Origin of the sequence: Streptomyces sp. NPDC093085, from assembly GCF_040683935.1 — a bacterium.
GTDB lineage: Bacteria > Actinomycetota > Actinomycetes > Streptomycetales > Streptomycetaceae > Streptomyces.
In genome coordinates, this window is the sequence record NZ_JBFBFB010000002.1 from 652,662 (window position 1) to 678,031 (window position 25,370).

Here is a 25,370-nt window from a genome sequence, read left to right on the forward strand (position 1 = left end):
CGCAGCCGCCCCCTCCCCGAACAGTCGCGCCCACAAAACCAGTAGCATTCGACGCCATGAGCACCCCCACTGGGCCCGCATCCGGCCTGCCTGTACGAATGCCGCGACCCCGCCAGTCGGGGCGTCACCGCCGTCCCGAACCGGTCGCGGCCCCCGAAGGCGCGCCCGCGCTGGTTCTCGCCGTGCCCGGCACGGTCTCGGGCGAGGTCCGCGGGCTGGCCGAAGAGGTCGTCAGCATCGCCCGTTCCGAGCTGCCCGGTCTCGACGCCTACATCGGTTACCTGGACGGGGACGAGACGGGCGAGTACCCGACGCTCCAGGCCGTGCTGGCCGGGAACGCGGCGCTGCGCGCGGAGCGGTACGAGCTGGCCAAGGCCGCCGGGCGCGAGGTCGCCGAGCCCGAGGGGCCGACCGCCGTGGTCGTACCGCTGCTGGCGGGCCCGGAGAGCGCGCTGCTCGGGCGGGCGCGCGAGGCGGTGACGGAGAGCGGCACGGTCGCCGAGCTGACCGATGTCCTCGGTCCGCACCCGCTGCTCGCCGAGGGGCTGCACGTACGGCTCTCGGAGGCCGGTCTGGCCCGCGCCGACCGCGCCAGGCTCTTCACGGTCGCCACGGCGGCCGACGGGATCATCCTGGCCACGGTGGGCGGCGAGGAGGCGGTGCAGACCGCCGGGATCACCGGGATGCTGCTGGCCGCGCGGCTCGCGGTGCCGGTGATGGCCGCCGCGCTCGACACCGAGGGCTCGGTCGCCGCGATCGCCGCGCAGCTCCGTGACGCGGGCTCGACGCAGCTCGCGCTCGCGCCGTACCTGGTCGGTCCCGAACTGCCCGCCGGGCTGCTCGACGCGGCCGTCAAGGAGGCCGACTGCGCGACGGCGGAGCCGCTGGGCGCGTACCCGGCCATCGGCAAGCTGGTGCTCTCGAAGTACGCCACCACGCTGGGGATCACCCCGCAGCCGCAGGGCACGTCCGCGCACTGACCGCGTCGCGGGGGCGCGCCGGGGGTGGCGCCGGCGGATGCGGGTGCGGTCCTGCCGACGCGCGGGCGGGTGCGGGTCAGCCGAAGAGCACGCGGGAGGCTGCGGGGGCCGGCAGCGCACCGGCCGGGGCCGGGATCCCGGTGGCCGGGTCGAGGTCGAACCAGGTGACATCGCCGGAGCGCTCGTTCGCCACGTACAGCCTCCGTCCTGTCGGGCCGAGGACCAGATCGCGCGGCCACCGCCCGCCGCACGCCACGGTGGTGACGGGTTCCGGGTGCTCGTACGTGGGGTCGAGGGCGAGGACGGTGAGGGTGTCGCCGCCCCGGCTTGCGACCCAGAGGAACCGTCCGTCCGGCGCCACCACCACCTCGGAGGGGTAGCTCCTGCCGGGCGCCGGGTCCGCGCCGCCGGGGTGCACGGAGTCGCCGGGGTGCGCCGAGTCGCCGGGGTGTACGGGGTGTACGGGTACCTCGCCGACCGGTTCCAGTACGCCGTGGACCGGATCCCAGCGGCAGACGGTGAGGACCGGCGCCAGCTCGCCCAGGACATAGACATGACGGCCCGCCGGGTGGCAGACCAGGTGGCGGGGGCCGGTGCCAGGGCGCAGCGCGGTCTCGCGGTACGGGACCAGTGCGCCGGCCCGGGGGTCGAGCGCGCAGACCCGTACGGAGTCGGTGCCCAGGTCGACGACGAGGAGGTGGCGTCCGCCGGGGGCGGCGACCACCTGGTGGGCGTGCGGGCCGCTCTGGCGGTCGGGGTCCGGGCCCGCCCCCGTGTTCCGGAGCACCCCGGTGACCGGGCCGGGGCGCCCGTCGGGGCCGAGGGGCAGGACGGAGACGGTGCCGGACCCGTAGTTGGCGGTGAGCAGGTGCCGTCCGGCGACGGTGAGATGGGTGGGGCCCGCGCCGTGGACCGGGACGGGGTCTCCGAGCGGCTGGAGTGCGCCGGACCGCGCGCCGCTCTCCGCGCCGGTGCCGCCCGGCGCGGGCAGGGGCGCGCGGAAGGCCGCCACGGCGCCCTCGTCGGTCTCGGAGACGGCGTACACCACGGTGCGGTCGGGCGAGAGCGCGAGATACGAGGGGTCCGCCACGGTGTCCGTCGCCCCGCGCGCCGTGAGCGCCCCGGTGGTGGCGTCCACGTCGGCGGCGATGATGCCGAGACCGCCCGCCGAAGTGAACGACCCGATGAAGACCCGTCCGCCGCCGCCCCCGACCTCGCCGCTCACCCTGTGCGCCCTCCCGCTTCCCGTCCCCGTACCGCCATGTCACGTGCCGCCATGTCACGTACCGCCCTGTCACGTGCCGTCATGTCACCTGACGGCGTGTTCCGCGCCGGCGCCCGGCCGACCGTAGCAGGAGGGACGGGGCGGGGCGCGGGCCCGGTGCGCGCTTCCGGGTGGTTCGGGCCGGTGCGGGTCCAGCGCACCTCCGGGCGGTACGGGGTGCAGCGGGCCAGGTGGAGCCGGGGGTGGCGGGTGAGCAGGTCGTCCTGGGCGAGGCAGGCGCCGGCGGCGGCGAACCGGCCGCGCGGGTCGTGGGTCCAGCGCTGGGCGGGCGAGCCGTCGCAGGGGGCCAGGGCGGGGGCGGCGGTGCCGCCGTACGGGGCGGTGAGGCACCGCCCGCCCGCCGCCGGGCGGAGCGTACCGCCGGTGTACGTCCACGACTGGGCCCGGGTGCCGGCGCAGGGGGCGGTGGCGGCGGTGTTCCCGCGCGCCGTGAGGCAGAGTTCGACGGTGCGGGCGGCGCGGGTGGTGGCGATGGCCGACATGATCTCGCCGGGGCGGGGGGCGCGGGACGTTCTCCGGTATTCCTTGTGGACCCAGTTCCGGTAGCCGCCGCCGTACGGGAGAACGGCGGGGCATTCCCTCGGTACGCATCCGGTGTGCCGGTAATAGGCCGCGAATACCGCTCCTTTCTCGGCTGTCTGCTCCGGGGTCAGATTGGCGGGCAGGAGGGACAGGGTGTATCCGAGGTACGGCGTCACGGGCGGCGGGTCGGTCGCGGCATGGGCGGCCTTGCGGAAATAGCGTGCCGCCACCGCGTGATCGCTGTGGTCGCTGTGACCGGCGGTGCGTGAACCGCGCTGTCCGAAGGAGGAGTTGTCGTAGTCGAGCGTGCGGACGTGCACGGCTCTCTCCCGGCCGGTTTCCTTCCTGACGGTTCTCTTCCCGACGGTTCTCTCCCCTTCGATCAGCCGGGTCAGGGTGGCCAGCAATGCGCTTTCCGTGTAGGGCCTTGTGCCGTCCACCGGACGCAGGGTGGTGATGTCGCCGCGGAAGAGCCTGAGCAGGCTCTGGTGGTGGTAGGTGGTGGTGCCGCCGCCCCGGGGGAGCCCGTCCGGCAGCCGGAGGAAGGTGAGCCGGATGTCCGGCCTCTCGGTGAGGGCGTACGAGAGGAGCCGCCGGCCCGCACGCACGGTGTCGTCCCGGGACCAGGTGTCCTTCGTGCCCGCCATTTTCGCGTAGGCGGCCCGGATTCCGTCCTCGCGGCTCTTCACGTAGTAGCTCTTCGCGAAGGGGTGCCCGGCGTCCCCCGCGGTGAGATAGACGGTGCGGACGGGGCATCCCGCGCGCACGGTCCGCTGGATCTCGGGGTTGACGAAGAGGAGGTCGTCGTCCTGGTGGGCGACGCCGACCAGGAGCCGCTCGCAGTTCTCTCCCCTGGGGTCCGGGGGCGGGGCGGCGAGGGTGCCGAGGGCCGCGCAGAGGGCGAGGAGGGAGACCGCCCACAGGGGGCGCCGTGGATTTCCCCGGACGCGTGGTCTTCCCCGGACGCCTGGTTTTCCCCGTACGTCGGAATTCCCCATGTGCCGCTCCGCCGCCTTTCGCGCGCCCGCCGTACCCGTCTGTCACGCCGTACCGCCGTACCGCCGTACCGCCGAGATTTTTCAGCACCCGGGGCGGCGGGCCGGCGCGACGCGCAGGGCGGGGGCCTCGGGGGGGCGCGTTCGGGCGCCCATGGCTCGCTGTAAGGCCATTCATGCAGGAAGGAGGGGTGCGCCGGGGTTACGCCGGGGGCGTGTGCCGGAGGCGCGTGGGACCGATGAGCCCCCGCGCGCCGATCAGACGATATTGCCGATCGTAGTTGATCCACCTCATGCTGTTACATGACCCTTGGCGGGCGAAGTGCCAGGGGAACGTGCTGCCCGATCCTGCCCAACTCCCCTACGACGTGCGGAAGGTGTGACATGTTCGGTTCGACCGTGCGTACCACGGACAGGTCCTGGCCCTGGGCCCCTCCGCGCGCCGTGGTGAGGGCGCTGCTCTCGCGTGGCTGTCACCCCCTGCTGCTGCTGTCGGTCGGTGTGGTCTATGCCGCGACCGTGCGGTACGGCTGGGACACCGGCCGGGTCACGTTCACCTTCACGCTCGCGATCATCTGCTGGCTCGCGGTACTGGAGCGGCTGATCCCGTACGAGCGGAGCTGGCACCCCAGCGCCCGGGAGTGGCGGTGGTACGGGGTGTATTTCGTGATCACGACGGTGGGCGGCACGCTGGGCCAGTCGGCGGTGGTGGTCGCCGCCGGCGCGCTGGCGACGGACGATCCCCGGCTGCCGCTCTGGGCGGAGATGCCCCTCGCGCTGCTGCTCGGCTCGCTGGCCGGGTACGGCGTACACCGGCTGAGCCACACCAACCGGTGGCTGTGGCGGCTGCACGGCGTGCACCACGTCCCGGAGAAGGTGAACGTCGCCAACAACGGGGTCAATCACATCGCCGATGTCTTCATCTCCCAGGCGGTCGTCCAGTTCCCCCTGGCGCTGGTCGGTTTCTCGGAGCGGGCCGTCTTCGGTGTGGGCCTGTTCGTGGTGGCCCAGGGGTACTTCGTGCACGCCAACATCGATGTCCGCCTGGGCCGGCTGAACCATGTGCTCGTCGGGCCCGAGCAGCACCGGCTGCACCACAGCACGGTGCTGACCGAGGCCGGGCACTTCGGTTCCGACCTCTCCGTCTGGGACCGGGTGTTCGGCAGCTTCACCTGGCGACCAGGGCGCGCGCCGGTCGCGGTCGGCCTGGTCGACCCAGGGTCCTTCCCGGCGACCGGCGCGTTCCTCGCCACCCTGGTCCACCCGGTCCACCCGGTGCGCCGGCCGACGGACACGGGCGGCTCCCCAGACTGACCCGTCTCTCCGTACCGTCCGCACCCACCCTTCCCAGCAACACGCCCGCACCACCGCACGGTCCGGCCCGGCCCGCACCCGGCCCGGTACACACCCGTGTTCCCCGCACCAGCGTGTCTCCTCCCCTGCCCGTCCCCGCCGGTCCCGCCGGCCGCGGCACGGAGGCGCGCCTTCCCTCCGCGCATATACGCGTGTTGACCACTCAAGGAACAGACATGGCTGAACCGCTCCGCACCACGCCTCCCGAGAAGATCGCCATCATCGGGATCGGCTGCCGCTTCCCCGGCGGCGCCGGTGACCACCGTGCCTTCTGGCAGAACCTGCTGGACGGGAAAGACTGCATCAGACCGACACCGCGCGACCGGTACGACGTGACGACCCTCGGCAGCCGGGACAAGGCCAAGCCGGGCCGGCTGGTCGGCGGCAGGGGCGGTTATATCGACGGCTTCGACGAGTTCGACCCGGCCTTCTTCGGCATCAGCCCGCGCGAGGCGGAGCATATGGACCCGCAGCAGCGGAAGTTGCTGGAGGTGTCGTGGGAGGCGCTGGAGGACGGCGGGCAGAAGCCGGGTGAGCTGGCCGGGAGCGATGTCGGTGTGTTCATCGGCGCTTTCACCCTCGACTACAAGATCGTGCAGTTCGCCGACCTCCGCTTCGACACCCTGGCCGCGCACACGGCGACCGGCACGATGATGACGATGGTGTCGAACCGGATCTCGCACTGCTTCGACTTCCGCGGGCCCAGTCTGTCGATCGACACGGCGTGCAGTTCGTCCCTGGTCTCGGTGCATCTGGCCTGTGAGAGTCTGCGCCGGGGCGAGTCCTCCCTGGCGCTGGCGGGCGGCACCCTGCTCCATCTCACCCCGCAGTACACGATCGCCGAGACCAAGGGCGGCTTCCTCTCGCCGGAGGGCCGCTCCCGTACCTTCGACGCGGGCGCCGACGGCTATGTCCGTGCCGAGGGCGTCGGGGTCGTGGCGCTGAAGCGGCTGTCGGACGCGGTCCGCGACGGGGACCCGGTCCACGCCGTGGTGACGGCCAGCGGGGTCAACCAGGACGGCCGGACCAACGGCATCACCGTGCCCAGCGCCGACGCCCAGGTCAGCCTGATCGAACGGGTCTGCACGGAGGCGCGGATCGCGCCGGGCAGCCTCCAGTACGTCGAGGCCCATGGCACCTCCACGCCGGTCGGCGACCCCATCGAGGCCGCCGCGCTCGCCCGGGCGCTGGCGGTGGGCCGGGAGCCGGGCGCCGCCTGCTATGTCGGCTCGGTCAAGACGAACATCGGGCACACCGAGTCGGCGGCCGGGATCGCCGGGCTCATCAAGACCGCGCTCAGCATCGAGCACCGTACGATCGCGCCCCATATCAATCTGGAGCGGGTCAACCCGGCGATCGACCTGGAGGCCGCCCCGTTCACCATCCCGACGCGGGTCACGCGGTGGCCCGCGCACGAGGGCCCGGCGCGGGCCGGGGTCAACTCCTTCGGCTTCGGCGGGACCAACGCGCATGTGCTGCTGGAGGAGGCGCCCCCGGTCGTGGTCCGGGAGGCCGCCGGTGAGCGGCCCCGGTGCACGGTGCTGCCGCTCTCCGCGCGGGACGCGTCCGCGCTGCCCGGGTTCGCCGAGGAGATCCACCGCGAGGTGACGGCCACCACCGCCGAGGGCGCGCCCGCCGTCTCCCTCGCCGACCTCGGGCACACTCTCGCCCACCGACGCCAGCACCATGACGCCCGGCTCTCCGTGGTGCACACCTCGCGCGAGGAGCTGGCCGAGGCGCTGGCCGCGCACGCCCGGGGCGAGGCCCACCCCCGGGTGGTCACCGGGCGCCGGCGCGACCCCGAACACCGCCGGCTCGCCTGGGTGTTCACCGGGATGGGCCCCCAGTGGTGGGGCATGGGCCGTGAGCTCTTCGCCACCCAGCCCGTCTACCGGGAGGCCGTCGAGCGGGTCGACCGGGAGATCGCGGAGCTCGCCGGCTGGTCCCTGGTCGAGGAGATGGGCGCGGACGCCACCGCCTCGCGGATGGCCGAGACCTGGCTCGCCCAGCCCGCCAACTTCGCCGTGCAGATCGGCCTCGCCGCCCTCTGGCGCGCCCACGGGGTGCGTCCGGACGCGATCGTCGGCCACAGCACGGGCGAGGCGGCGGCGTTCTACGAGGCCGGGGTCTACTCCCTCCGTGACGCCGTCCGGGTCATCGTGCACCGCAGCCGTCTCCAGCAGCGGCTGGTGGGGACGGGGACGATGCTCGCCGTGGGGCTCTCCGAGGAGGAGGCGGAGCGCCGGATCCGGCCGTACGCGGACCAGGTGTCCGTCGCCGCCGTCAACAGTCCGACCGCGCTCACCCTCGCGGGGGATGAGGCGGCGCTGACCGCGCTCGCCGAGCGGCTCCAGGCCGACCAGGTCTTCGCGCGCTTCCTCTCCGTCAAGGTGCCGTACCACAGCGCCGCGATGGAGCGGATCAAGGACGAACTCCTCGACTCCCTCTCCGGGATCGAGCCGCGCCCGGCACAGGTTCCGCTCCAGCTGACCGGGCGGGAGGGGCGGGCGCACGGGACGGAGCTCGACGCCGAGTACTGGTGGAGCAATGTCCGGGACAGTGTGCGCTTCCGTCCCGCCGTCGAGCGGCTGGCCGACGACGGGGTACGGGTCTTCCTGGAGATCGGCCCGCACCCCGTGCTCGCCCACTCGGTCAGGGAGTGCCTGGAGGACCGTCCCTTCGAGCCGGGCGCCGAGGTGGTGACGGTGCCCTCCATCCGCCGGGAGGAGGACGAGCCGGCCCGCTTCGCCACCTCGCTCGCCGCCCTGCACAACCTGGGCACCGAGATCGCCTGGGAGGTGCTCCAGCCCGGCGGCCGGACCGTACCGCTGCCGCGCTACCCGTGGAAGCGCGACCGGTACTGGACGGAGCCCCGGCCCGTGGCGCAGGTGCGGCTCGGGGAGGTGGACCATCCGCTGCTCGGCCGCCGGCTCGCCACCACGGAGCCGGTGTGGGAGGCGGAGCTCGATGTGGAGCGCGCCCCGTATCTGGCGGACCACCGGATCCAGGGGCGGGCGCTCTTCCCCGCCGCCGGCTATCTCGAAATGGCCGCCCAGGCGGTACGGAAACTCACCGGCGACCGGCGGGCCGCGTTCGGCTCGGTCGAGTTCCGCAAGGCGCTCTTCCTGCCGGACGACACCGCGCGGACCGTACAGTTCGCGTACGCGCCGGAGAGCGCCGCCTTCACCATCGGGACCGGTTCGGGACCCGGCGAGGAGCGTGCCGTCCACGCGAGCGGGGTGGCCCTGACGGGGCACCGGGCCTGGCCGGCCGCACGGCTGGAGCTCGAAGCGCTCCGGGCCCGTGGGCGGCGCCGGCTCGACGGGGCGGAGTGCTACGCCACGCTGGGCGGTCTCGGCTACCACTACGGGCCGGCGTTCCAGGGCATCGCCGAGGTGTGGACCGGGCGCGGCGAGGCGCTGGCCCGGATCCGGCCGCCGGAGGCGATCGGGGAGGGCGCTGCGGACCACCATCTCCACCCGGTCCTGCTCGACTCCTGCTTCCAGGCTCTGCTGGCCGCGGGGCTCGCGGACGGTACGGCGCTCGGCGGCGCTCCGGGGGCGGAGGGGGCCGACGGCTCGACCGGGATCCTGCTGCCGCTCTCCATCGAGGAGGTGCGCACGGAGGAGATCGGCGACCGGCCGCTCTGGGTGCACGCCACCGTGGTGCGGCGGGCGGCCGGGGAACTCGTCGGGGACATCGCGCTGTACGGGGAGGAGGGCACCCCGCTGGGGCATATCGGCGGGTTCCGGGCCGCCGATGTCGAGAAGGCGTCGACCAGCGTGGGGCTCGCCACGATCGACACCTGGCTCGCGGAGCCGAGCTGGGCCGAGAGCCCGGCCGGCGGCGGGCCGCTCGACACCATCACGGCGGGCCGCTGGCTGCTCTTCGCCGACGCGCCCGGCGGGGTCGCGGACGCGCTGGCGGAGCTGGTCACCGCGCGCGGGGGCCGCTGCCATCTGGTGCGCCCGGGGGACGCGTACGCCACCGGGCCCGACCTGGGGATGTCCACGGTGGTGCCGGGGTGCGCCGAGGATCTGCGCCGGTTACTCGCCGAGCTGGCCGGGGCGACCGGCGGCGCGGACCCGGGAAGCGCGGACTCCGGCGGCGCGGGCGCCGGGGGGCTCGACACGATCGTCCATCTGTGGAACCTGGATCTGCCGGCGCTGGCGGAGAGCGAGCGCTCCCGGCTGGCCGAGCACAGCACGCTCGGGGCGTACTCGCTGATCGCGCTCGCCCAGGCGCTCCACGAGGATCCGGGGCAACTCGCCTCCCCCGCCGCCCTGCACATCGTCACGCGGGGGACGCAGGCCGCCGGCGACGGGGACCGGGTGGAGCCGCTGGGCGCGCCCGCCTGGGGCATCGGCCGGGTCCTGCGCCACCAGGAGCTGACCGCGCACCGGGGCGCGCTGATCGACCTGGCGCCGGAGTGCGCCGGGGGCCGGGCGGAGGAGGCCCGGGCGGTGCTGGACGAGGTGGTGCGCACGGCCGCGCGGCCGGGGCCCGACGAGGACGAGGTCGCGGTGCGCGACGGGCGCCGTCTCATCTGCCGGCTCACCCGCCCCCAGGACCTCACGCGCCCCCTGGCGCCCCGGCTCCGTCCGGACGGCGCCTATCTGGTCACCGGCGCGTTCGGCGCGCTGGGCCGGCTGCTCTGCCGCTTCCTGGTGCGGCGCGGGGCGCGCCATCTCATCCTGGTGGGCCGCACCCCGCTGCCCGGCCGGGCCGTCTGGCGCGGGCTCGACCCGGAGTCGGCGGCGGGCCGGGGCGCCGCGTTCGTGAAGGAGCTGGAGGCGCTGGGCGCCCATCCGGTCCACGCCTGCCTGGACATCGCCGACGAAGGGGCGCTGGCGGCGTGGCTGGCCGGGTACCGGGCCGAGGACGGTCTGCCCGTACGCGGGGTGTTCCATCTGGCCGGGCATGTGCGGGACACCCTGGTCCCGGCGATGGACCGGGACGCGTTCGACTCCGTACTCGCGCCGAAGGCGGCCGGGGCGTGGCTGCTCCACCGGGAGCTGCGCGCGGAGCCGCTGGACCACTTCGTGCTCTTCGCCTCCATCGCCTCGCTGCTCACCACGGCCGGCCAGGCCAACTACGCGGCGGGCAACGCCTTCCTGGACGCGCTGGCGCACCACCGCCGCGCGCTGGGGCTGCCCGCGCTCTCGGTGGACTGGGGCCCGTGGGCGACCGGCATGATCGAGGAGCTGGGGCTCGTACGGCACTACCGCACCAGCCGGGGCATGAGTTCGCTCTCCCCCGACGCCGGGATGTCCGTTCTGGAACGGGTCCTGGGCCAGGACCGCGCCCAACTGCTGGTGGCCACGGTGGTCGACTGGAAGACCTTCCTCGCCTGGTATCCGTCACCGCCGCCGCTCGTCACGGAGCTGGCGGCGGCGGCCGAGAGCGGGACGGAGGCCGGGGAGCGGAGCAGCTTCCTCGACCTGTTCCGTACGGCGGACGAGGCGGGGCGGGCCGAGCTGGTCGCCGAGCGCTTCTCCGCGGTGGCCTCGACGGTGCTGCGGGTGCCCACCGACCGGATCGACGGGACGAGCAGTCTGGCCGCCCTGGGGCTGGACTCGCTGCTGGCGATGGAGCTGCGGGCCCGGGTGCTCGCCGAGACGGGGGTGGCGCTGCCGCTGGTGGCGCTGCTCAGCGGCGCGCCCGCCGCCGAGCTGGGCGAGCAGTTGCACCAGGCCGCCGCGGTGCTGGTCGCCGAGGAGGCCGAAGGGGCCGGCTCGGGCGCCGAGGTGGAGGTCCACGAGGACGCGTTCCGCCATCCGCTGACGCAGAACCAGAAGGCCCTGTGGTTCCTCAAGCAGCTCAACCCGGAGGGGTTCGCGTACAACATCGGGGGCGCCGTCGAGATCAGGACGAGGATCGAGCCGGAGCGGATGTTCGCGGCGTTCCGGCTGCTGGTGGCGCGCCATCCGATGCTGCGGGCCAACTTCACCCTGGAGGACGGCCGGCCCGTCCAGCGGATCTCGGAGCGGAACGAGCCGGATGTGGCGCTCTTCGATGTGCGGGGCCGGGCCTGGGAGGACATCCACGAGATGATCGTCCGGGAGTACCGGCGTCCGTACGATCTGGAGTGCGACCCGCTGGTGCGGTTCCGGCTCTTCCAGCGCGGCCCTGACCGGTGGATCGTGATGAAGGCCGTCCACCACATCATCTCGGACGCGATCTCCACCTTCACCTTCATCGAGGAGCTGCTGGCGCTCCACGACGGACTCTGCCGGGGCAGGGCGGTGGAGCTGCCGCCGGTGCCCGCGCGGTACCTGGACTTCCTCAACCGGCAGAACCGGTTCCTGGCCTCGCCGGACGCGCGGCGGATGCTGGAGTACTGGCGGGGCGCGCTGCCCGCCGAGGTGCCGGCGCTGGATCTGCCCACCGACCGGCCGCGCCCCGCGGTGCAGACCCACAACGGGGCTTCGGAGTTCTTCGTCCTGGACGGGGATCTCAGCGCGCGGGTGCACGCGCTGGCGCGTGAGCACGATGTGACGGTGTTCATGGTGCTGCTGAGCGCCTACTACGTGCTGCTCCACCGGTATTCGGGCCAGGACCACATCGTGGTGGGGTCGCCGGTGACGGGGCGTACGGACGAGGAGTTCTCCTCCGTCTACGGGTACTTCGTCAACCCGCTGCCGCTGTACGCGGATCTGTCGGGCACCCCGTCGGTGGCGGCGCTGCTCGCGCAGGTCCGGCAGGTGGTGCTGGGCGGGCTGGACAACCAGGAGTATCCGTTCGTGCTGCTCGTCGAGGAGCTGGGGCTCCAGCACGACCCGAGCCGGTCGGCGGTCTTCCAGGCGATGTTCATCCTGCTGGCCCACCAGGTGGCGAGCGAGCAGTACGGCTACCGGCTGGAGTACATCGAACTGCCGGAGGAGGAGGGCCAGTTCGACCTGACGCTGTCGGCGTACGAGGAGGAGTCGGAGGGGCGGTTCCACTGCGTCCTGAAGTACAACACCGATATCTTCCTGCCGGAGACGGTGGCGCGGATGGCCGCCCACTACACCCAGGTCCTGGACGCCCTCACGACGGTGCCGGCCGAGGAGCCGGTGGCCCGGCTCGATCTGCTGGGCGCCCGGGAGCGGGGCCGGATCCTCGACGCGGCCGGTGCGCGGGGCCGGGCCCTGCCGCACGAGGTGCCCGTGCCCCGGCTGATCGCCGAGGCGGCGGCGCGGACCCCGGAGGCGGTCGCGGTCGCCGTACCGTCGGAGTCGGCGGGGACCCGGCGGCTCACCTACGGTGCCCTGGACTCCGGGGCTCGGCGGCTGGCCCGGCGGCTGCGGGCGCGCGGCGTCGGGGACGGCGATGTGGTGGCGGTCTGCCTCGGCAAGTCGCCGGAGCTGATCGTCTCCCTGCTCGGGGTCTGGTACGCGGGCGCCGCCTATCTGCCGCTCGACCCGGGGCACCCCACCGACCGGCTGGTGCTGATGGCCCGGAACGCCGGGGCGGTGCTGGTGGTGACCGGGGAAGAGGACCGGGAGCGGTTCGCCGGGCTGGATGTCGCGGTGGCGGGCGAGGGCGCTCCGGAGGAGGCGGGGGCGGCCGAGGCGGCCGGGTTCCCGGTCTCCCTGGACGCGCCCGCGTATGTCATCCACACCTCGGGGTCGACGGGCCGGCCGAAGGCGGTCCGGGTGGGCCACCGGGCGCTGGCGGCCGTCCAGGCGGCCTGGTACGAGGAGTACGGTCTGGGCGCGGCGCCCGGGACGCATCTCCAGATGGCGGGTGTGTCGTTCGACGTCTTCACCGGGGATCTCGTCCGGGGGCTCTGCTCGGGCGGCCGGCTGGTGCTGATCGGCCGGGATCTGCTGCTCAACACGGCCCGGCTGTACGGGACGATGGCCGAGGAGGGCGTCGACTGCGCGGAGTTCGTCCCCGCGGTGGCCCGCGCCCTGATGGAGCACTGCGCGCGGGGCGGCCACCGGCTGGACTTCATGCGGCTGGTGATCGTCGGCTCCGACGCCTGGAAGGTCGAGGAGTACGAGCGGCTGCGCGCCCTGTGCTCCCCGGAGACCCGTGTCATCAACTCGTACGGCCTGACGGAGGCGGCCGTGGACAGCGCGTACTTCGAGGGGCCGACGGACGGGCTGGCGCCCAATCAGCTCGTGCCGATCGGCCGGCCGCTGCCCAACTGCTCGCTGCACATCCTCGACGACCACCGGGATCTGGTGCCGCCCGGGGTGACCGGGGAGCTGTGGGTCGGCGGCGCCGGGCTGGCGCTGGGGTACGCGGGCGATCCCGCCCAGACCGACGAACGCTTCGTGGAGCTGACGCTGGGGCGCGGCCCCGGGGCGGCCCCGGAGCGGCTGTACCGGACGGGCGATCTGGCCCGGCGGGACGCGCGGGGGCTGATCCATCTGCTCGGCCGGGCGGACGCCCAGCTCAAGGTGCGCGGGCACCGGATCGAGCCCGGGGAGATCGAATCGCTGCTGGTCGCCCTGGACGGGGTGAGCCAGGCGGTGGTCACGGTCCGGATGGACGCGCGGGAGGAGCCGCTCCTCTGCGCGTACTACGTCCCGACGGCCGGAGAGCCCGGGGCGGCCGGGGAGCCGGGCGGGGTGCGGGGTGGGCCCGGGGCGGGTGAGCTGCGGCGCCATCTCGCCACCCGGCTGCCCACCTATCTGATCCCGGCGCACTTCACGGCGGTCGCGGCGCTGCCGCTCACCGCGAACGGCAAGGTCGATCTGGCGGCGCTGCCCGAGCCGGCCGCCGAGTCGGGGGCGGAGGCGCACGAGCCGCCGGTGACGCTCTACGAGCAGCGGATGGCGGCCCACTGGGAGACTCTGCTCTCCCTCGGCGAGGTGGGGCTGCGCAGCGACTTCTTCGCGGCGGGCGGCAGTTCCATCAAGCTGATCGAGCTGATCCACCGGCTCCAGGCCGAGTTCAACATCACCGTGCCGGTCAGTCTGCTCTTCAAGGTGACGACGCTGCACGGGATGGCACGCACCGTGGAGTCGATCATCACCGGGGAGATCTCCGGCGGCGGCCCGTATCTGACGTTCAACACCGGCCGGGGGGAGACGCTCTTCTGCTTCCCGCCGGCGGGCGGGCACGGCCTGGTCTACCGCAGGTTCGCGGAGCATCTGCCCCACCATGAACTGGTCGCGTTCAACCATGTCGACGGCGACGACAAGGTGGTCCGGTACGCGGACCTCATCGAGTCGCTCCGTCCCGAGGGCCCCTGCCCGCTCTTCGGCTACTCGCTCGGCGGCAACCTCGCCTTCGAGGTGGCCAAGGAGCTGGAGGCGCGGGGCCGCGCCGTCCCGCATGTGGTGATCATGGACTCGTACCGGATCATGGAGGCCCACGCGCTCGCGGACGAGCACATCGAGGCGTTCGAGCACGAGCTGCGCGGCCATCTCCACCGGCACACCGGTTCGACGGAGGTCGCCGACGCGACGCTCGCGCAGGCCAGGGAGTATCTGGACTTCTGCGGCCGGACCCCGAACACCGGCACGGTCTCCGGGACCGTCAGTGTGATCTCCGACGAGCGGAAGGCCTCGTTCTACGCGGCGGGGCAGCGCGGCACCTGGCACGGCAGCTCGACCGGCCGTACGGAGCTGCTGCGCGGCCACGGGACGCACGCGGAGATGCTGGACGACACCTATCTGGCGCGGAACGCCGGACTCACCCTCGCCGTCATGACCGGAGTCACCGACCTCGCCGGAGCTGAGTCCCATGTCGCGTGAGAACCGTCCGGTCTGGCAGCGGCGGGAGCGGGCGCCGGGCGACCGGCCCCGGGTCATCGTGATCGGCGCCGGCATCGGCGGCCTCTCCACCGGGTGTTACGCGCAGATGAGCGGCGCCGAGACCCGGATCTTCGAGCGGCATGTCCTGCCGGGCGGCTGCTGCACGGCGTGGTCCCGGCAGGGGTATGTCTTCGACTACTGCATCGAGTGGCTGACCGGCACCGGCCGGGGCAACCACGCCAGTCAGGTGTGGCGGGAGCTGGGCGCCCTCGACGGGAAGACCATCGCGAACTTCGAGATGTTCAACACCGTCATGGACGAGCACGGCAGGTCGGTGACGTTCTACAACGACCCCGACCGGCTGGAGGCGCATCTCCTGGAGATCTCACCCGCCGACGCCCGGCCCATCCGCGCCTTCTGCCGCGATCTGCGGCGCTTCATCGCCGTCAACCACTATCCGTTCCTCACCCCGCCGCCCCTCCAGTCCCTCGGCGAGAAGCTCGCCACCCTGCGGGTCGTCCTCCCGGACTTCCTGCTCTTCTGGCGGACGGCGGCGACCCGGATGGAGTCGTTCACCGAGCGGTTCCAGGACCCGCTGCTGCGCCGGGCGTTCCCGTTCATCTTCTTCCAGGACCACGAGGACTTCCCGCTGCTGCCGTACCTGTTCAACATGGCGAGCGCCCACCATCTCAACGCGGGCTTCCCGCAGGGCGGTTCGCTCGGGCTGGCGCGCTCGGTGGAGGAGCGGTACACCTCGCTCGGCGGGCGGGTCGACTACCGGGCGCGGGTGGAGCGGATCCTGATCGAGGACGGCCGGGCGGTCGGGGTGGAGCTGCGCGGCGGGCAGCGCCATTACGCGGACCATGTGGTGGCCGCCTGCGACGGGCTCACCACGGTGAAGAAGCTGCTCGGCGGGGCGTACTCCAGCCCCAAGGTGGAGCTGCTCTTCGACCGGATGATGGAGCGCGAGGAGCTGCTCTATCCGGGGGTGGTCTCCGCGTTCGTCGGCCTCAAGGGCGAGTTCGGGGAGGGCGAGCGGCACAGCACCACGTATCTGCTCTCCGACGAGGACAGCGCGGCGCTGCCGAGTGTGCGCCAGAACAGCATGGTCGTCCAGCTCAGGTCGCGGTACTCGGACGGCTTCGCGCCGCCCGGCCACTCGGTGGTGCACTGCACGTACTTCAGCGACTACGGGTACTGGAAGGAGCTGCGCCGTACCGACCGCAAGGGGTACTGGGCGCGGAAGCAGGAGGTCGCCGACTTCGTCCGGGGTTTCCTGGAGCGGCACCATCCGGGCATCGGTCCCGCCATCGAGGTCATCGATGTGGCCTCGCCGGTGACCACCGAGCGGTACACGGGGGTGTCGGGCGGCTCGATCCTGGGGTGGAAGTCCTTCACCGACGCGGACGACGTGATCACGGGCCTGATCAACAAGGACCGGCTGCGGCTGCCGGGGCTGGACGGCTTCTCGCTGGCCGGCCAGTGGTTCGGCGGCGGCAGCCTGATCCGGGCCGCGGCGAGCGGGCGCTTCGTCACCCAGTACCTCTGCCGGGAGCTGGGCCTGGAGTTCCGGGCCTGGGAGAGCGAGGCGACGGAGCCCTGGCACCCGGGGAAGCTGGGCAAGCTGCCGCAGCTCGAACAGCGGGGGGTGCGGTGAGCGCGCCCACGGTCCGCGGGGACCACGCGGCCGGCGGCCGGGACCACGTATCCGATGGCCGGGACCGCGTGCGCGATGGCCGGGCCACCGCAGAGAACAGACCACGAGAACTCCGAGGAGAGCACGGTATGGCGCCTGGCCGCCCCCGCAGAAAATCCATGATCATCATCGGTGGGGGTCTCGGCGGCCTCTCCACCGGGTGCTACGCGCAGATGAACGGCTACAGCAGCCAGGTCTTCGAGATGCACGAGATCCCCGGCGGCTGCTGCACCGGCTGGGGGCGCGGCGACTTCACCTTCGACTGCTGCATCAGCTGGCTGCTGGGCAACGGGCCCGGCAACGAGATGCACCAGATCTGGCTGGAGCTGGGCGCCCTCCAGGGCAAGGAGATGCGCCACTTCGACGTCTTCAACATCGTGCGCGGCCAGGACGGCCGGGCGGTCTACTTCTACTCCGACCCGGACCGGCTCGAAGCCCATCTGCTCGACCTCTCGCCGGGCGACGCCCGCCCCATCCGGGCGTTCTGCGCCGGGCTGCGCAAGTTCCGTACGGCCCTGCCCGCCTATCCGTTCCTCAAGCCGGTCGCGCTGATGGGCCGGTGGGAGCGGTGGCGCATGCTGGCCGGCTTCGTCCCGTACTTCAACCTCTTCCGTACCTCGATGTCGGAGCTGATGGCGGAGTACTCGGCCCGGTTCAAGGACCCGCTGCTGCGCGAGGCGTTCAACTACATCCTGTACGAGAAGCAGCCCAACTTCCCCGTGCTGCCCTTCTACTTCCAGATGGCCTCGCAGGCGAACCAGTCGGCGGGGGTGCCGGAGGGCGGCTCGCTCGGGCTCGCCCGCTCCATCGCCGACCGTTACCAGCGGCTGGGCGGCGAGGTCACGTACAACGCGAAGGTGGAGCGGATCCTGGTCGAGAACGACCGGGCGGTGGGGGTACGGCTGGTGGACGGGCGGGAGCACCGCGCGGACATCGTCGTCTCGGCGTGCGACGGCCCTACCACCGTGCTGGACTTCCTCGAAGGGCGGTACCTCGACGACGAGTACCGGAAGCTGTTCACCAAGACCATCGAGGAGCCGGGGATGGTCTTCCCCGGCTATGTCAGTGTGTTCCTGGGGGTGCGCCGCGCCTTCCCCGAGGGGGAGCCCACCACCACCCATCTGCTGGACGAGTCCACCGCTTCCCAGTTGCTGGGCATCCGCCATCCGAGCCTCAACATCCAGTTCCGCAACAAGTTCTACCCCGAGCTGTCGCCCCCGGACACGACGGTCATCTACGCGACGTACTTCTCCGACATCGCGCCCTGGCGCGAACTGAGCGAGGGGCCGGAGCAGTTCTCCCGGCTGCGGCGCGGCGGCGAGCTGCACACCCTGCCGGTGCGCCGCGGCCGCCCGTACTCCGCCGCGAAGCGCCGGGTGCGGGACACGGTCATCGACTTCCTGGAGGAGCGCCATCCGGGGCTGCGGGACTCCATCGCGGTACGGGACACCTGCACCCCCCTCACCCAGGTCCGGTACACGGGCAACTACGACGGCACCTTCCTCGGCTGGCAGCCCTTCGTGGAGAGCGGCGAGACGATGGAGGAGCTGGTCAAGAAGCACGGCCCCGCCCTGCCGGGGCTGGAGAACTTCTATCTCTCCGGGGTCTGGGCCACCACGGGCGGTCTGATCAGGGCCGCCGCGGCGGGGCGGCAGGTCATGCAGTTCATCTGCCGGGACGACGGGGTCGGCTTCACGGCCTCGGTCGACGAGACGGCGCCACCCCCCACCCATGTCGTCGTGCCGGTGGGGCCGTAGTCCCACCGGCCCCCGAGCACCCGTCCCCCCACGTACGACCGCGTACGACCGCGTACGACCACGCCAGGAAAGGCGGAACCACCCCCCATGTCACCCCAGCAGGAACAGCACGCCCCGCGCTGCCCCGCACCGCTCGACTATCCCTTCTGGACCACCGAGGGGCTGGATCTGCACCCGGACTACCGGCCGTTGCGGGACCGTCCGCTCGCCCGGGTGCGCCTCCCCTACGGCGAGGAGTCCTGGCTCGCCACCCGCCACGAGGATGTCCGCGCTGTCCTCTCCGATCCCCGCTTCAGCCTCGCCGAGGCGGTACGCCGCGACGCGCCCCGGATCGGGAAGATGCCCCGCACCGGGGGCGGCCTCATCGCCACCGACGCCCCGGTGCACACCCGGATGCGCGCCCTGCTGAGCCGGGAGTTCACCGCGCGCAGGATCGAGCGGCTGCGCCACCGGGTCGAGGAGATCGCCGACGGTCTGCTCGACCGGATGACGGCGGCCGGGGCGCCCGCGGACCTGATCGACGGCTTCGCCTTCCCGCTGCCGATGACGGTCATCTGCGAGCTGACGGGGGTGCCGCACGACGACCACCCCCATGTGCGGGCCTGGGCCTCCACGGTGACCTCGGGCAACACCACGCCCGAGGCGATCCGGGAGGCCGCCGGCGGCTTCTTCGCCCTGATGCACGGCTGGGTGGCGGCCCGCCGCAGGGAGCCGGCGGACGATCTGCTCTCCCTGCTGATCCGGGCGTGCGACCAGGACGGGACGATCACCGAGGAGGAGCTGCTCGGCCTCTTCAACGAGCTCCTGATCGGCGGGTTCGTCACCACGACCAACCAGATCGGCAACTTCTTCTCGCTGCTGCTCCTCCCCCACGAGGGCGACGAGGCGCCGATGGACCGGCTCCGCGCCGACCCCGCCCTGATCCCGAAGGCCGTCGAGGAACTGCTGCGGTACGTACCGCTGCTGAACGGTCTGGTGCTGCCCCGGTACGCGCTGGAGGACGTCGAGCTGGGCGGGGTGGTGGTCCGGGCGGGCGAGCCCGTCATCGTCTCCCCGTCGGCCGCCAACCGGGACCCGGAGATCTTCCCGGAACCGGACCGGGTGGTGCTCGACCGGCCCGCCAACACCCATCTCAGCTTCGGGCACGGCGCCCACTACTGCCTGGGCGCGCATCTGGCCCGGCTGGAGCTCCAGGTGACGCTGGAGCGGGTGCTGACGCGCTGGCCCGGACTGCGGCTCGCGGTGGAGGTGGACCAGCTCCGCTGGCGCAGGAAGGAGTTCTTCAGCGGGCTGCACGAGCTGCCGGTCGCCTGGTGAGCCCGTCGGCCGCCCCCGAACAGCCGCCCGCCGCCGGGCCGCCCGTCAGTGGGCGGCCGGTTCGGGGGCGGGTGCGGCGGCCAGCCGGGCGGCCCGGGTCCGGGGGCCGAAGACGGCGAGGGTGACCGCGCCGAGGATCCAGGAGCCGGCGATGAAGAAGAACACGCTCTGGTAGCCGGTGTGGTTGTAGAGCCCGGCGATGGCCAGCGGGCCCACCGCGTTCGACAGCCGGCCGAGCCCGTAGGAGACACCGGTGCCGAGCGACCGGCCGCGCGTGTCGAAGAGTTCGGGCGAGTAGGCGTACGCGAGCGCCGTGTAGCCGCGTTCGAAGAGGTTCACCAGGAAGCCGAAGACCACGATGAGGAACGGGTTGAAGGTGAGCCCGTAGAGCAGTCCGCAGAGCGCGATGACCGAGCCGAAGACGACCAGACACCACTTGCGTTCGAAGCGGTCGGTGACGAGGGCGGCGAGGAAGGAGCCGAGCGGGGCGCCGACCGTGGTGAGCGCGATGTAGAAGATCGACTTCTCCACGCTGAACCCCTCCTTGGCGAGCAGGGAGGGGGCCCAACTGGAGTACCCGAAGAAGCCGATGGTCTGGGTGACCCACACGACCGTGAGCAGCAGGGTGGGCATGAGGTACTTCTTCTGGAGCAGCAGGCTCAGCGGGGCCTTGGCGATGGGGGCGAGGTCGGCGGGGGCGGCGGGGGCGGGCAGCGGGCCCTTCTCGGCCTCGACCCGGGCCTCGATCTCCCGCAGGATCGCGTCGGCCCTGGCGTGGTCGCCCTGGCTCTCGTACCAGCGGGGCGATTCCTTGAGGTGCCGGGCGAAGTAGAGGAAGAGGATGCCGAAGGAGCCCCAGAGGTAGACCAGCCGCCAGGACCAGTCGTTGAGCGGGACGACCGCGCTGGCGATCAGGTTGGTGACCGGTGTGCCGCAGATGCCGATGACGATGGCGTACGCCTGGTACTTGCCGCGCACGGCGGCCGGGTAGAGCTCGCTGACGTAGATGACGGCGACGACGGTCATCGCGGAGAGCCCGGCGGAGGTGAGGACACGGAGCACCCCGAGGGAGACGATGTCCCAGGCGAAGACCGAGGCGAAGGAGAAGAGCGCGAAGAACCCGGTGGTGAGGGTGAGGGTGCGTTTGCGGCCCCAGCGGTCGGCCATCCAGGAGGCGACGACCGAGCCGATGAACATGCCGACGAACGACAGCGAGGTCACATAGGCGATGTGGTTGACCGTGACGCCCCACAGGGTGATCAGCCGGGGGGCGGTGACGGCGAAGGTGTTGATGTCGGCGAACTCGAAGAAGTACGCGAACGAGACGGCGACCAGGGTGACCTTGTGGAACCGGGAGACCGGCAGCCGGTCGAGCCGGTTGGCGGCGTTGGAGTGCCGGTCGGCGGTGTGTGCGTCGGTGTGCGAGTGGTCGTGCATGGCGGGGCCCTTGCTGCTGGAAGGGAGGGGTTCGGGGGACACCGGTCAGACACCTTCACCGGGCCAGTAGAGCCGTGTCGGGTTGGCGACCAGCAGTTTCCGCTGGTGTTCCGGGGTGGTGGCGACCAGCGGGATGTGGTCGACGAGGAGGCCGTCGTCGGGCATATGGCCGGTGAGGTTGGGGTGGGGCCAGTCGGTGCCCCACAGGACCCGGTCGGGGAACTCCTCTACGGTGCGGCGGGAGAAGGGCACGACGTCGGTGTAGGCGTGCCGCTCGCCGTCGAGGGCGGCGGGTCCGGTGACGGTGAGCCGCTCCGGGCAGGAGACCTTGACCCAGACGTCGTTGCGGTCGACGAAGCGGAGGAAGCGGCTGAACTCGGGGCCGCTCGCGGGGCGGGTGACGTCGGGGCGGCCCATGTGGTCGATGACCAGCGGGGTGGGCAGCGAGGCGAAGAAGGTCTCCAGTTCGGGCAGGTCGGCGCCCTCGAAGTAGAGGACGACATGCCAGCCGAGGGGGGCGATCCGGGCGGCGATGGCGGCGAGGTCGTCCCGGGGCGCCGCGTCGACCAGCCGCTTGAGGAAGTTGAAGCGCACCCCGCGCACCCCGGCCTCGTGGAGCCGGCGCAGTTCGGCGTCGGTGACATCGGGCCGTACGGTGGCGACGCCGCGCGCCCGTCCGCCGGCGGCGCGGACCGCGTCGGCCATGGCGGTGTTGTCGGCGCCGTGGCAGGTGGCCTGGACGATGACGGCACGCTCGACACCGAGATGGCCGTGGAGCGCGAAGAGCTGCACGCGGCTCGCGTCGCACGGGGTGTACTTGCGCTCGGGGGCGAAGGGGTAGGCGGCCTGCGGTCCGAAGACATGGCAGTGGGTGTCGACGGTGCCGGGCGGCAGGGCGAAGGCGGGCCGGGACGGGTCTGCGTACCAGTCCAGCCAGCCGGGGGTCTTGGGGCTGAGGGTGGTCATGGGGCGGCTCTCCTGTGGTGGTGCGGGGGGGCGCGTACACGGCGTACGGGCGGCGCGTCGGTCCGTACGGGCGTGGGAGTGTCTACCGGCGTAGAAGCGTGTACGGCGCAGGAGTGTGTACGGCGTTGGAGTGTGTACGGGCGCGGGCGGGGCGCTCTGCGGGCGTGTCGCCGGTGGAGCGCCCCTCAGTCGACGTAGCGGAGCCCGGCGGCTTCCAGCGGTGCGCGCATCGCGTACATGTCGAGGCCGAGTTCCCCGGCGGCGAACCGGGCGCGCTTCTCCGCCTCCCGCTCCTCCCGTACCCGGGCCGCCTCGGCCACCTCCCCGGCGCGTCCGGCCGGGACGACCACGACCCCGTCGGCGTCGGCGACCACCACGTCCCCGGGGTGGACCAGGGCGTTGGCGCAGACGACCGGCACATTGACGGAGCCGAGGGTGGCCTTGACGGTGCCCTTGGCGTGGACGGCCCGGCTGAAGACGGGGAAGTCCATCCGCTCCAGCTCGGCGATGTCCCGGCAGCCGCCGTCGATGACGAGGCCGCCGCACCCCCGGGCGCGCAGCGAGGTGGCGAGGAGTTCGCCGAAGAACCCGTCCTCGGACTCGGTGGTGCACGCGGCGACCAGGACATCGCCGGGGCGCACCTGTTCGGCGGCGACATGCAGCATCCAGTTGTCGCCGGGCTGGAGCAGTACGGTGACGGCGGTGCCGGCGAGGCGGGCGCCGGGGTAGACGGGGCGGAGGTAGGGGCGCATGAGTCCGGTGCGGCCCAGGGCCTCGTGGAGGGTGCTGACGCCGAAGGGGGCGAGCGCGTCGGCCTCCGCCCGGGGCGCGCGGGTGATGGTGCGGTGGACGACTCCGAGTTCGTACATGGTGTCGCGGGCTCCTCGCGGGTGCGGTCAGCGTCCCTGCCGGGTGAGCAGGGCGTCGAGACGGGGGTAGACGGTGCGTGCGGTGTGTTCCTGGACGGCGGCGAGGTCCGTGGCGGAGAGTCCGGCCGCCTCGACATAGCGGCGGGTGTCGTCGAAGTGGTGGCCGGTGCGCGGGTCGACGGCACGGACGGCGCCGATCATCTCCGAGGCGAAGAGGACGCTGCGGGTGGGGACGACGTCCAGCAGGAGGTCGATGCCCGGCTGGTGGTAGACGCAGGTGTCGAAGAAGACGTTGTTCATCAGGTGCTCCTCCAGCGGCGGCTTCCCCAGCGCCATCGCCAGGCCCCGGAAGCGTCCCCAGTGGTAGGGGACGGCGCCGCCGCCGTGCGGGACGACCAGGCGCAGGGTGGGGAAGTCGGCGAACAGGTCGCCCTGGAGGAGCTGCATGAACGCGGTGGTGTCGGCGTTGAGGTAGTGGGCGCCGGTGGTGTGGAAGGCGGGGTTGCAGCTCGTGCTGACATGGACCATGGCGGGGATGTCGTACGCGACGAGCTGCTCGTAGAGGGGGTACCAGGAGCGGTCGGTGAGCGGCGGGGCGCTCCAGTGGCCGCCCGAGGGGTCGGGGTTGATGTTGACGGCGACGGCCCCCAGCTCCTCGACGGCACGGGTGAGTTCGGGCAGGCAGGTGGCCGGGTCCACACCGGGTGACTGGGGGAGCATCGCGGCGGGCGCGAAGCGTTCCGGGTAGAGGCGGCTGACGCGGTGGCAGAGGTCGTTGCAGATCTCGGCCCACCGGGACGAGGTGGTGAAGTCGCCGATGTGGTGGGCCATGAAGGAGGCCCGGGGCGAGAACACCGTGAGGTCGATGCCGCGTTCGTCCATCAGCCGCAGTTGGTTGCCCTCCAGGCTCTCGCGCAGTTCGTCGTCGCCGATCCGGGGCCCTGCCGGGTCCGGGGCGGCGGCGGGGGTGCCGAGCGCGGCGATCTGGGCGTCGCGCCAGGCGCCGAGGGCGGGCGGGGCGGTGGTGAAGTGGCCGTGGATGTCGATGATCATGCGGGGTCCTTCTCGGGTTCCTTCTCGGTGGTACGGGCGCGGCCGGGGGCCGCCGCGTCGGGGACCAGCACCTCGCCGGCCATGATCAGCCGCGCGGTGCGGACCAGGGCCGATTTCGTGACGCGGGGGGTGCCGTGGCTCCGGTCGAGTCCGAGGGCGACGGCGAACGAGCCGGCCGGGTGCTCGACGGAGACGGTGAGGTCGGTGGGGGCGTCGGCGCCTGCGCCGGCGGTGTGTTCGGCGGTGTGTTCCGCGCTGGGTCCTGCGGTGTGTTCGGCGCCGGGTCCTGCGGTGTGTTCTCCGCCGGGTCCGGCGGTGTCAGCGGCCGGGAGGCGCGCCGTACGGTGGGCGACGGTGCCGTCCAGGACGCAGGCGGTGGCGGCGGTGACGGCCGCGAGGACGCCGATCGACGCGTGGCACACATGCGGGATGAAGCTGCGGGTGGTGAGGGTGCCGCCGTGCGCGGGCGGGGCGATCAGGGTCATCTTCGGATAGTTGCGGTCGCCGACGTCGCCCAGGCCCATCAGTTCACCGCAGACCAGGCGCAGTGCTTCGAGGCGCCTCTTCAGCTCCGTATCGGCGTTGAGTTCGGCGACGCTCTCGTATCCGGTACGGCCGAGATCGGCGGCGGCGACGAGGACGAGCGGCATGCCGTTGTCGATACAGGTGACGTCGACGGTGCCGACGCCGTCGGCGGTGACCCGGTCGCGGGTGTTCCCGGTGGGCAGCAGGGAGCGGCAGACGGACCCGGCGGTGTCGAGGAAGCCGATCGTGACGGGGGACGCGGTGCCGGGCACCCCGTCGATCCGGGTGTCGCCCGCGTACGCCACATACCGGCCCGAGGGGCCCTCGGGGGTGCGGACGGTGATCTCGGCGACCATCGAGGTGTTGAGGGTGAGCACCCGCGCCGTGGTCGTCTCCCCCTGGGGGGCGAGCAGCCCGGATTCGAGGGCGAAGGGGACCACGGCGGCGAGCATGTTGCCGCAGTTGGCCGTGGTGTCGATGGTGTCGCCGTCGGGCTGGGCCTGGGCGAAGAGGAACTCCAGGTCGGCGTCGGGCCGCGTGCTCGGTCCGACGACGCCGGCCTTGCTGGTCAGCGGCGTGGCACCGCCGAGGCCGTCGATCTGGCGGGGGTCGGGGGAGCCGAGCGCGGCGAGCAGGACGCGGTCGCGTGCGGCGGGGTCCTCGGGGAGGTCGGCGGCGCGGAAGAAGGGCCCGCGCGAGGTGCCGCCCCGCAGGAACCAGCAGGGAACGGCGGTCTGACCGCCGGGTCCGGCAGATCCCGTAGGTCCGGCGGATCCGGCGGATCCGCGGGCTCCACGGGATCTGCCGGACCCGCCGGATCCGCCGGACGGTCCGGGGCGCGCTCCGTCCGTGGGTGACACGGTCACGGCCGCCACGGCCGCCACGGCCGCCACGGCTGTCGCGGGCTGCTCCGTCGCCATCGC

Annotated in this window: 13 protein-coding genes; 6 read left to right on the forward strand and 7 right to left on the reverse strand. The window is 72.8% G+C overall.

Features of this window, described 5'->3' with window-relative positions; genetic code table 11:
• The first annotated feature begins 56 nt into the window (after positions 1 to 56).
• On the forward strand, positions 57 to 980 hold the full coding sequence (locus tag AB0O07_RS09575) for a hypothetical protein (protein ID WP_365629590.1): 924 nt from the start codon (positions 57 to 59) through the stop codon (positions 978 to 980).
• Positions 981 to 1,056: 76 nt separating this feature from the next.
• On the opposite strand, the gene AB0O07_RS09580 is transcribed toward AB0O07_RS09575, so the two are convergent.
• Together AB0O07_RS09580 and AB0O07_RS09585 are read right to left on the reverse strand one after the other, a co-directional pair.
• Positions 1,057 to 2,205: a lactonase family protein gene (locus AB0O07_RS09580; RefSeq protein ID WP_365629593.1), complete on the reverse strand. Its 1,149-nt coding sequence runs from the start codon at positions 2,203 to 2,205 to the stop codon at positions 1,057 to 1,059.
• A complete protein-coding gene (locus AB0O07_RS09585) occupies positions 2,202 to 3,785 on the reverse strand; it encodes a ricin-type beta-trefoil lectin domain protein (protein ID WP_365629596.1) in 1,584 nt (527 codons plus the stop codon). Before AB0O07_RS09585 ends, AB0O07_RS09580 begins: the two co-directional genes overlap by 4 nt.
• A 381-nt stretch (positions 3,786 to 4,166) precedes the next feature.
• Between AB0O07_RS09585 and AB0O07_RS09590 the strand changes: the two genes are divergently transcribed.
• The 5 genes from AB0O07_RS09590 (at position 4,167) to AB0O07_RS09610 (ending at position 19,597) form a co-directional block, all read left to right on the forward strand.
• The gene (locus AB0O07_RS09590; RefSeq protein WP_365629599.1) at positions 4,167 to 5,096 is read left to right on the forward strand and encodes a sterol desaturase family protein; all 930 of its coding nucleotides are present in this window, start codon (positions 4,167 to 4,169) and stop codon (positions 5,094 to 5,096) included.
• 215 nt (positions 5,097 to 5,311) lie between these two features.
• On the forward strand, positions 5,312 to 14,827 hold the full coding sequence (locus AB0O07_RS09595) for an amino acid adenylation domain-containing protein (RefSeq protein WP_365629602.1): 9,516 nt from the start codon (positions 5,312 to 5,314) through the stop codon (positions 14,825 to 14,827).
• Positions 14,817 to 16,484 (forward strand): NAD(P)/FAD-dependent oxidoreductase, encoded by a 1,668-nt coding sequence (locus AB0O07_RS09600; protein WP_365629604.1) that lies wholly within the window; start codon positions 14,817 to 14,819, stop codon positions 16,482 to 16,484. Before AB0O07_RS09595 ends, AB0O07_RS09600 begins: the two co-directional genes overlap by 11 nt.
• A 158-nt stretch (positions 16,485 to 16,642) precedes the next feature.
• The gene (locus AB0O07_RS09605) at positions 16,643 to 18,280 is read left to right on the forward strand and encodes an NAD(P)/FAD-dependent oxidoreductase (protein ID WP_365630342.1); all 1,638 of its coding nucleotides are present in this window, start codon (positions 16,643 to 16,645) and stop codon (positions 18,278 to 18,280) included.
• Positions 18,281 to 18,367: 87 nt separating this feature from the next.
• Positions 18,368 to 19,597 (forward strand): cytochrome P450, encoded by a 1,230-nt coding sequence (locus AB0O07_RS09610; protein WP_365629607.1) that lies wholly within the window; start codon positions 18,368 to 18,370, stop codon positions 19,595 to 19,597.
• Between the two features lie 45 nt (positions 19,598 to 19,642).
• Here the strand turns inward: AB0O07_RS09610 and AB0O07_RS09615 are convergent, their stop codons facing one another.
• The 5 genes from AB0O07_RS09615 to AB0O07_RS09635 all read right to left on the reverse strand — a co-directional run bounded on the left by AB0O07_RS09615 (position 19,643) and on the right by AB0O07_RS09635 (position 25,367).
• The gene (locus AB0O07_RS09615) at positions 19,643 to 21,034 is read right to left on the reverse strand and encodes an MFS transporter (protein ID WP_365630345.1); all 1,392 of its coding nucleotides are present in this window, start codon (positions 21,032 to 21,034) and stop codon (positions 19,643 to 19,645) included.
• Positions 21,035 to 21,079: 45 nt separating this feature from the next.
• On the reverse strand, positions 21,080 to 22,000 hold the full coding sequence (locus AB0O07_RS09620) for an amidohydrolase family protein (RefSeq protein ID WP_365629610.1): 921 nt from the start codon (positions 21,998 to 22,000) through the stop codon (positions 21,080 to 21,082).
• 185 nt (positions 22,001 to 22,185) lie between these two features.
• Positions 22,186 to 22,869: a 4-carboxy-4-hydroxy-2-oxoadipate aldolase/oxaloacetate decarboxylase gene (gene ligK / locus AB0O07_RS09625; RefSeq protein ID WP_365629613.1), complete on the reverse strand. Its 684-nt coding sequence runs from the start codon at positions 22,867 to 22,869 to the stop codon at positions 22,186 to 22,188.
• Positions 22,870 to 22,896: 27 nt separating this feature from the next.
• Positions 22,897 to 23,922 carry an amidohydrolase family protein gene (locus AB0O07_RS09630; protein WP_365629616.1) on the reverse strand — a complete coding sequence of 342 codons (1,026 nt, stop codon included), beginning with the start codon at positions 23,920 to 23,922 and terminating at the stop codon, positions 22,897 to 22,899.
• On the reverse strand, positions 23,919 to 25,367 hold the full coding sequence (locus tag AB0O07_RS09635; protein ID WP_365629619.1) for a 4-oxalomesaconate tautomerase: 1,449 nt from the start codon (positions 25,365 to 25,367) through the stop codon (positions 23,919 to 23,921). The genes AB0O07_RS09630 and AB0O07_RS09635 overlap by 4 nt, the downstream gene beginning before the upstream one ends.
• Positions 25,368 to 25,370 lie beyond the last annotated feature (3 nt).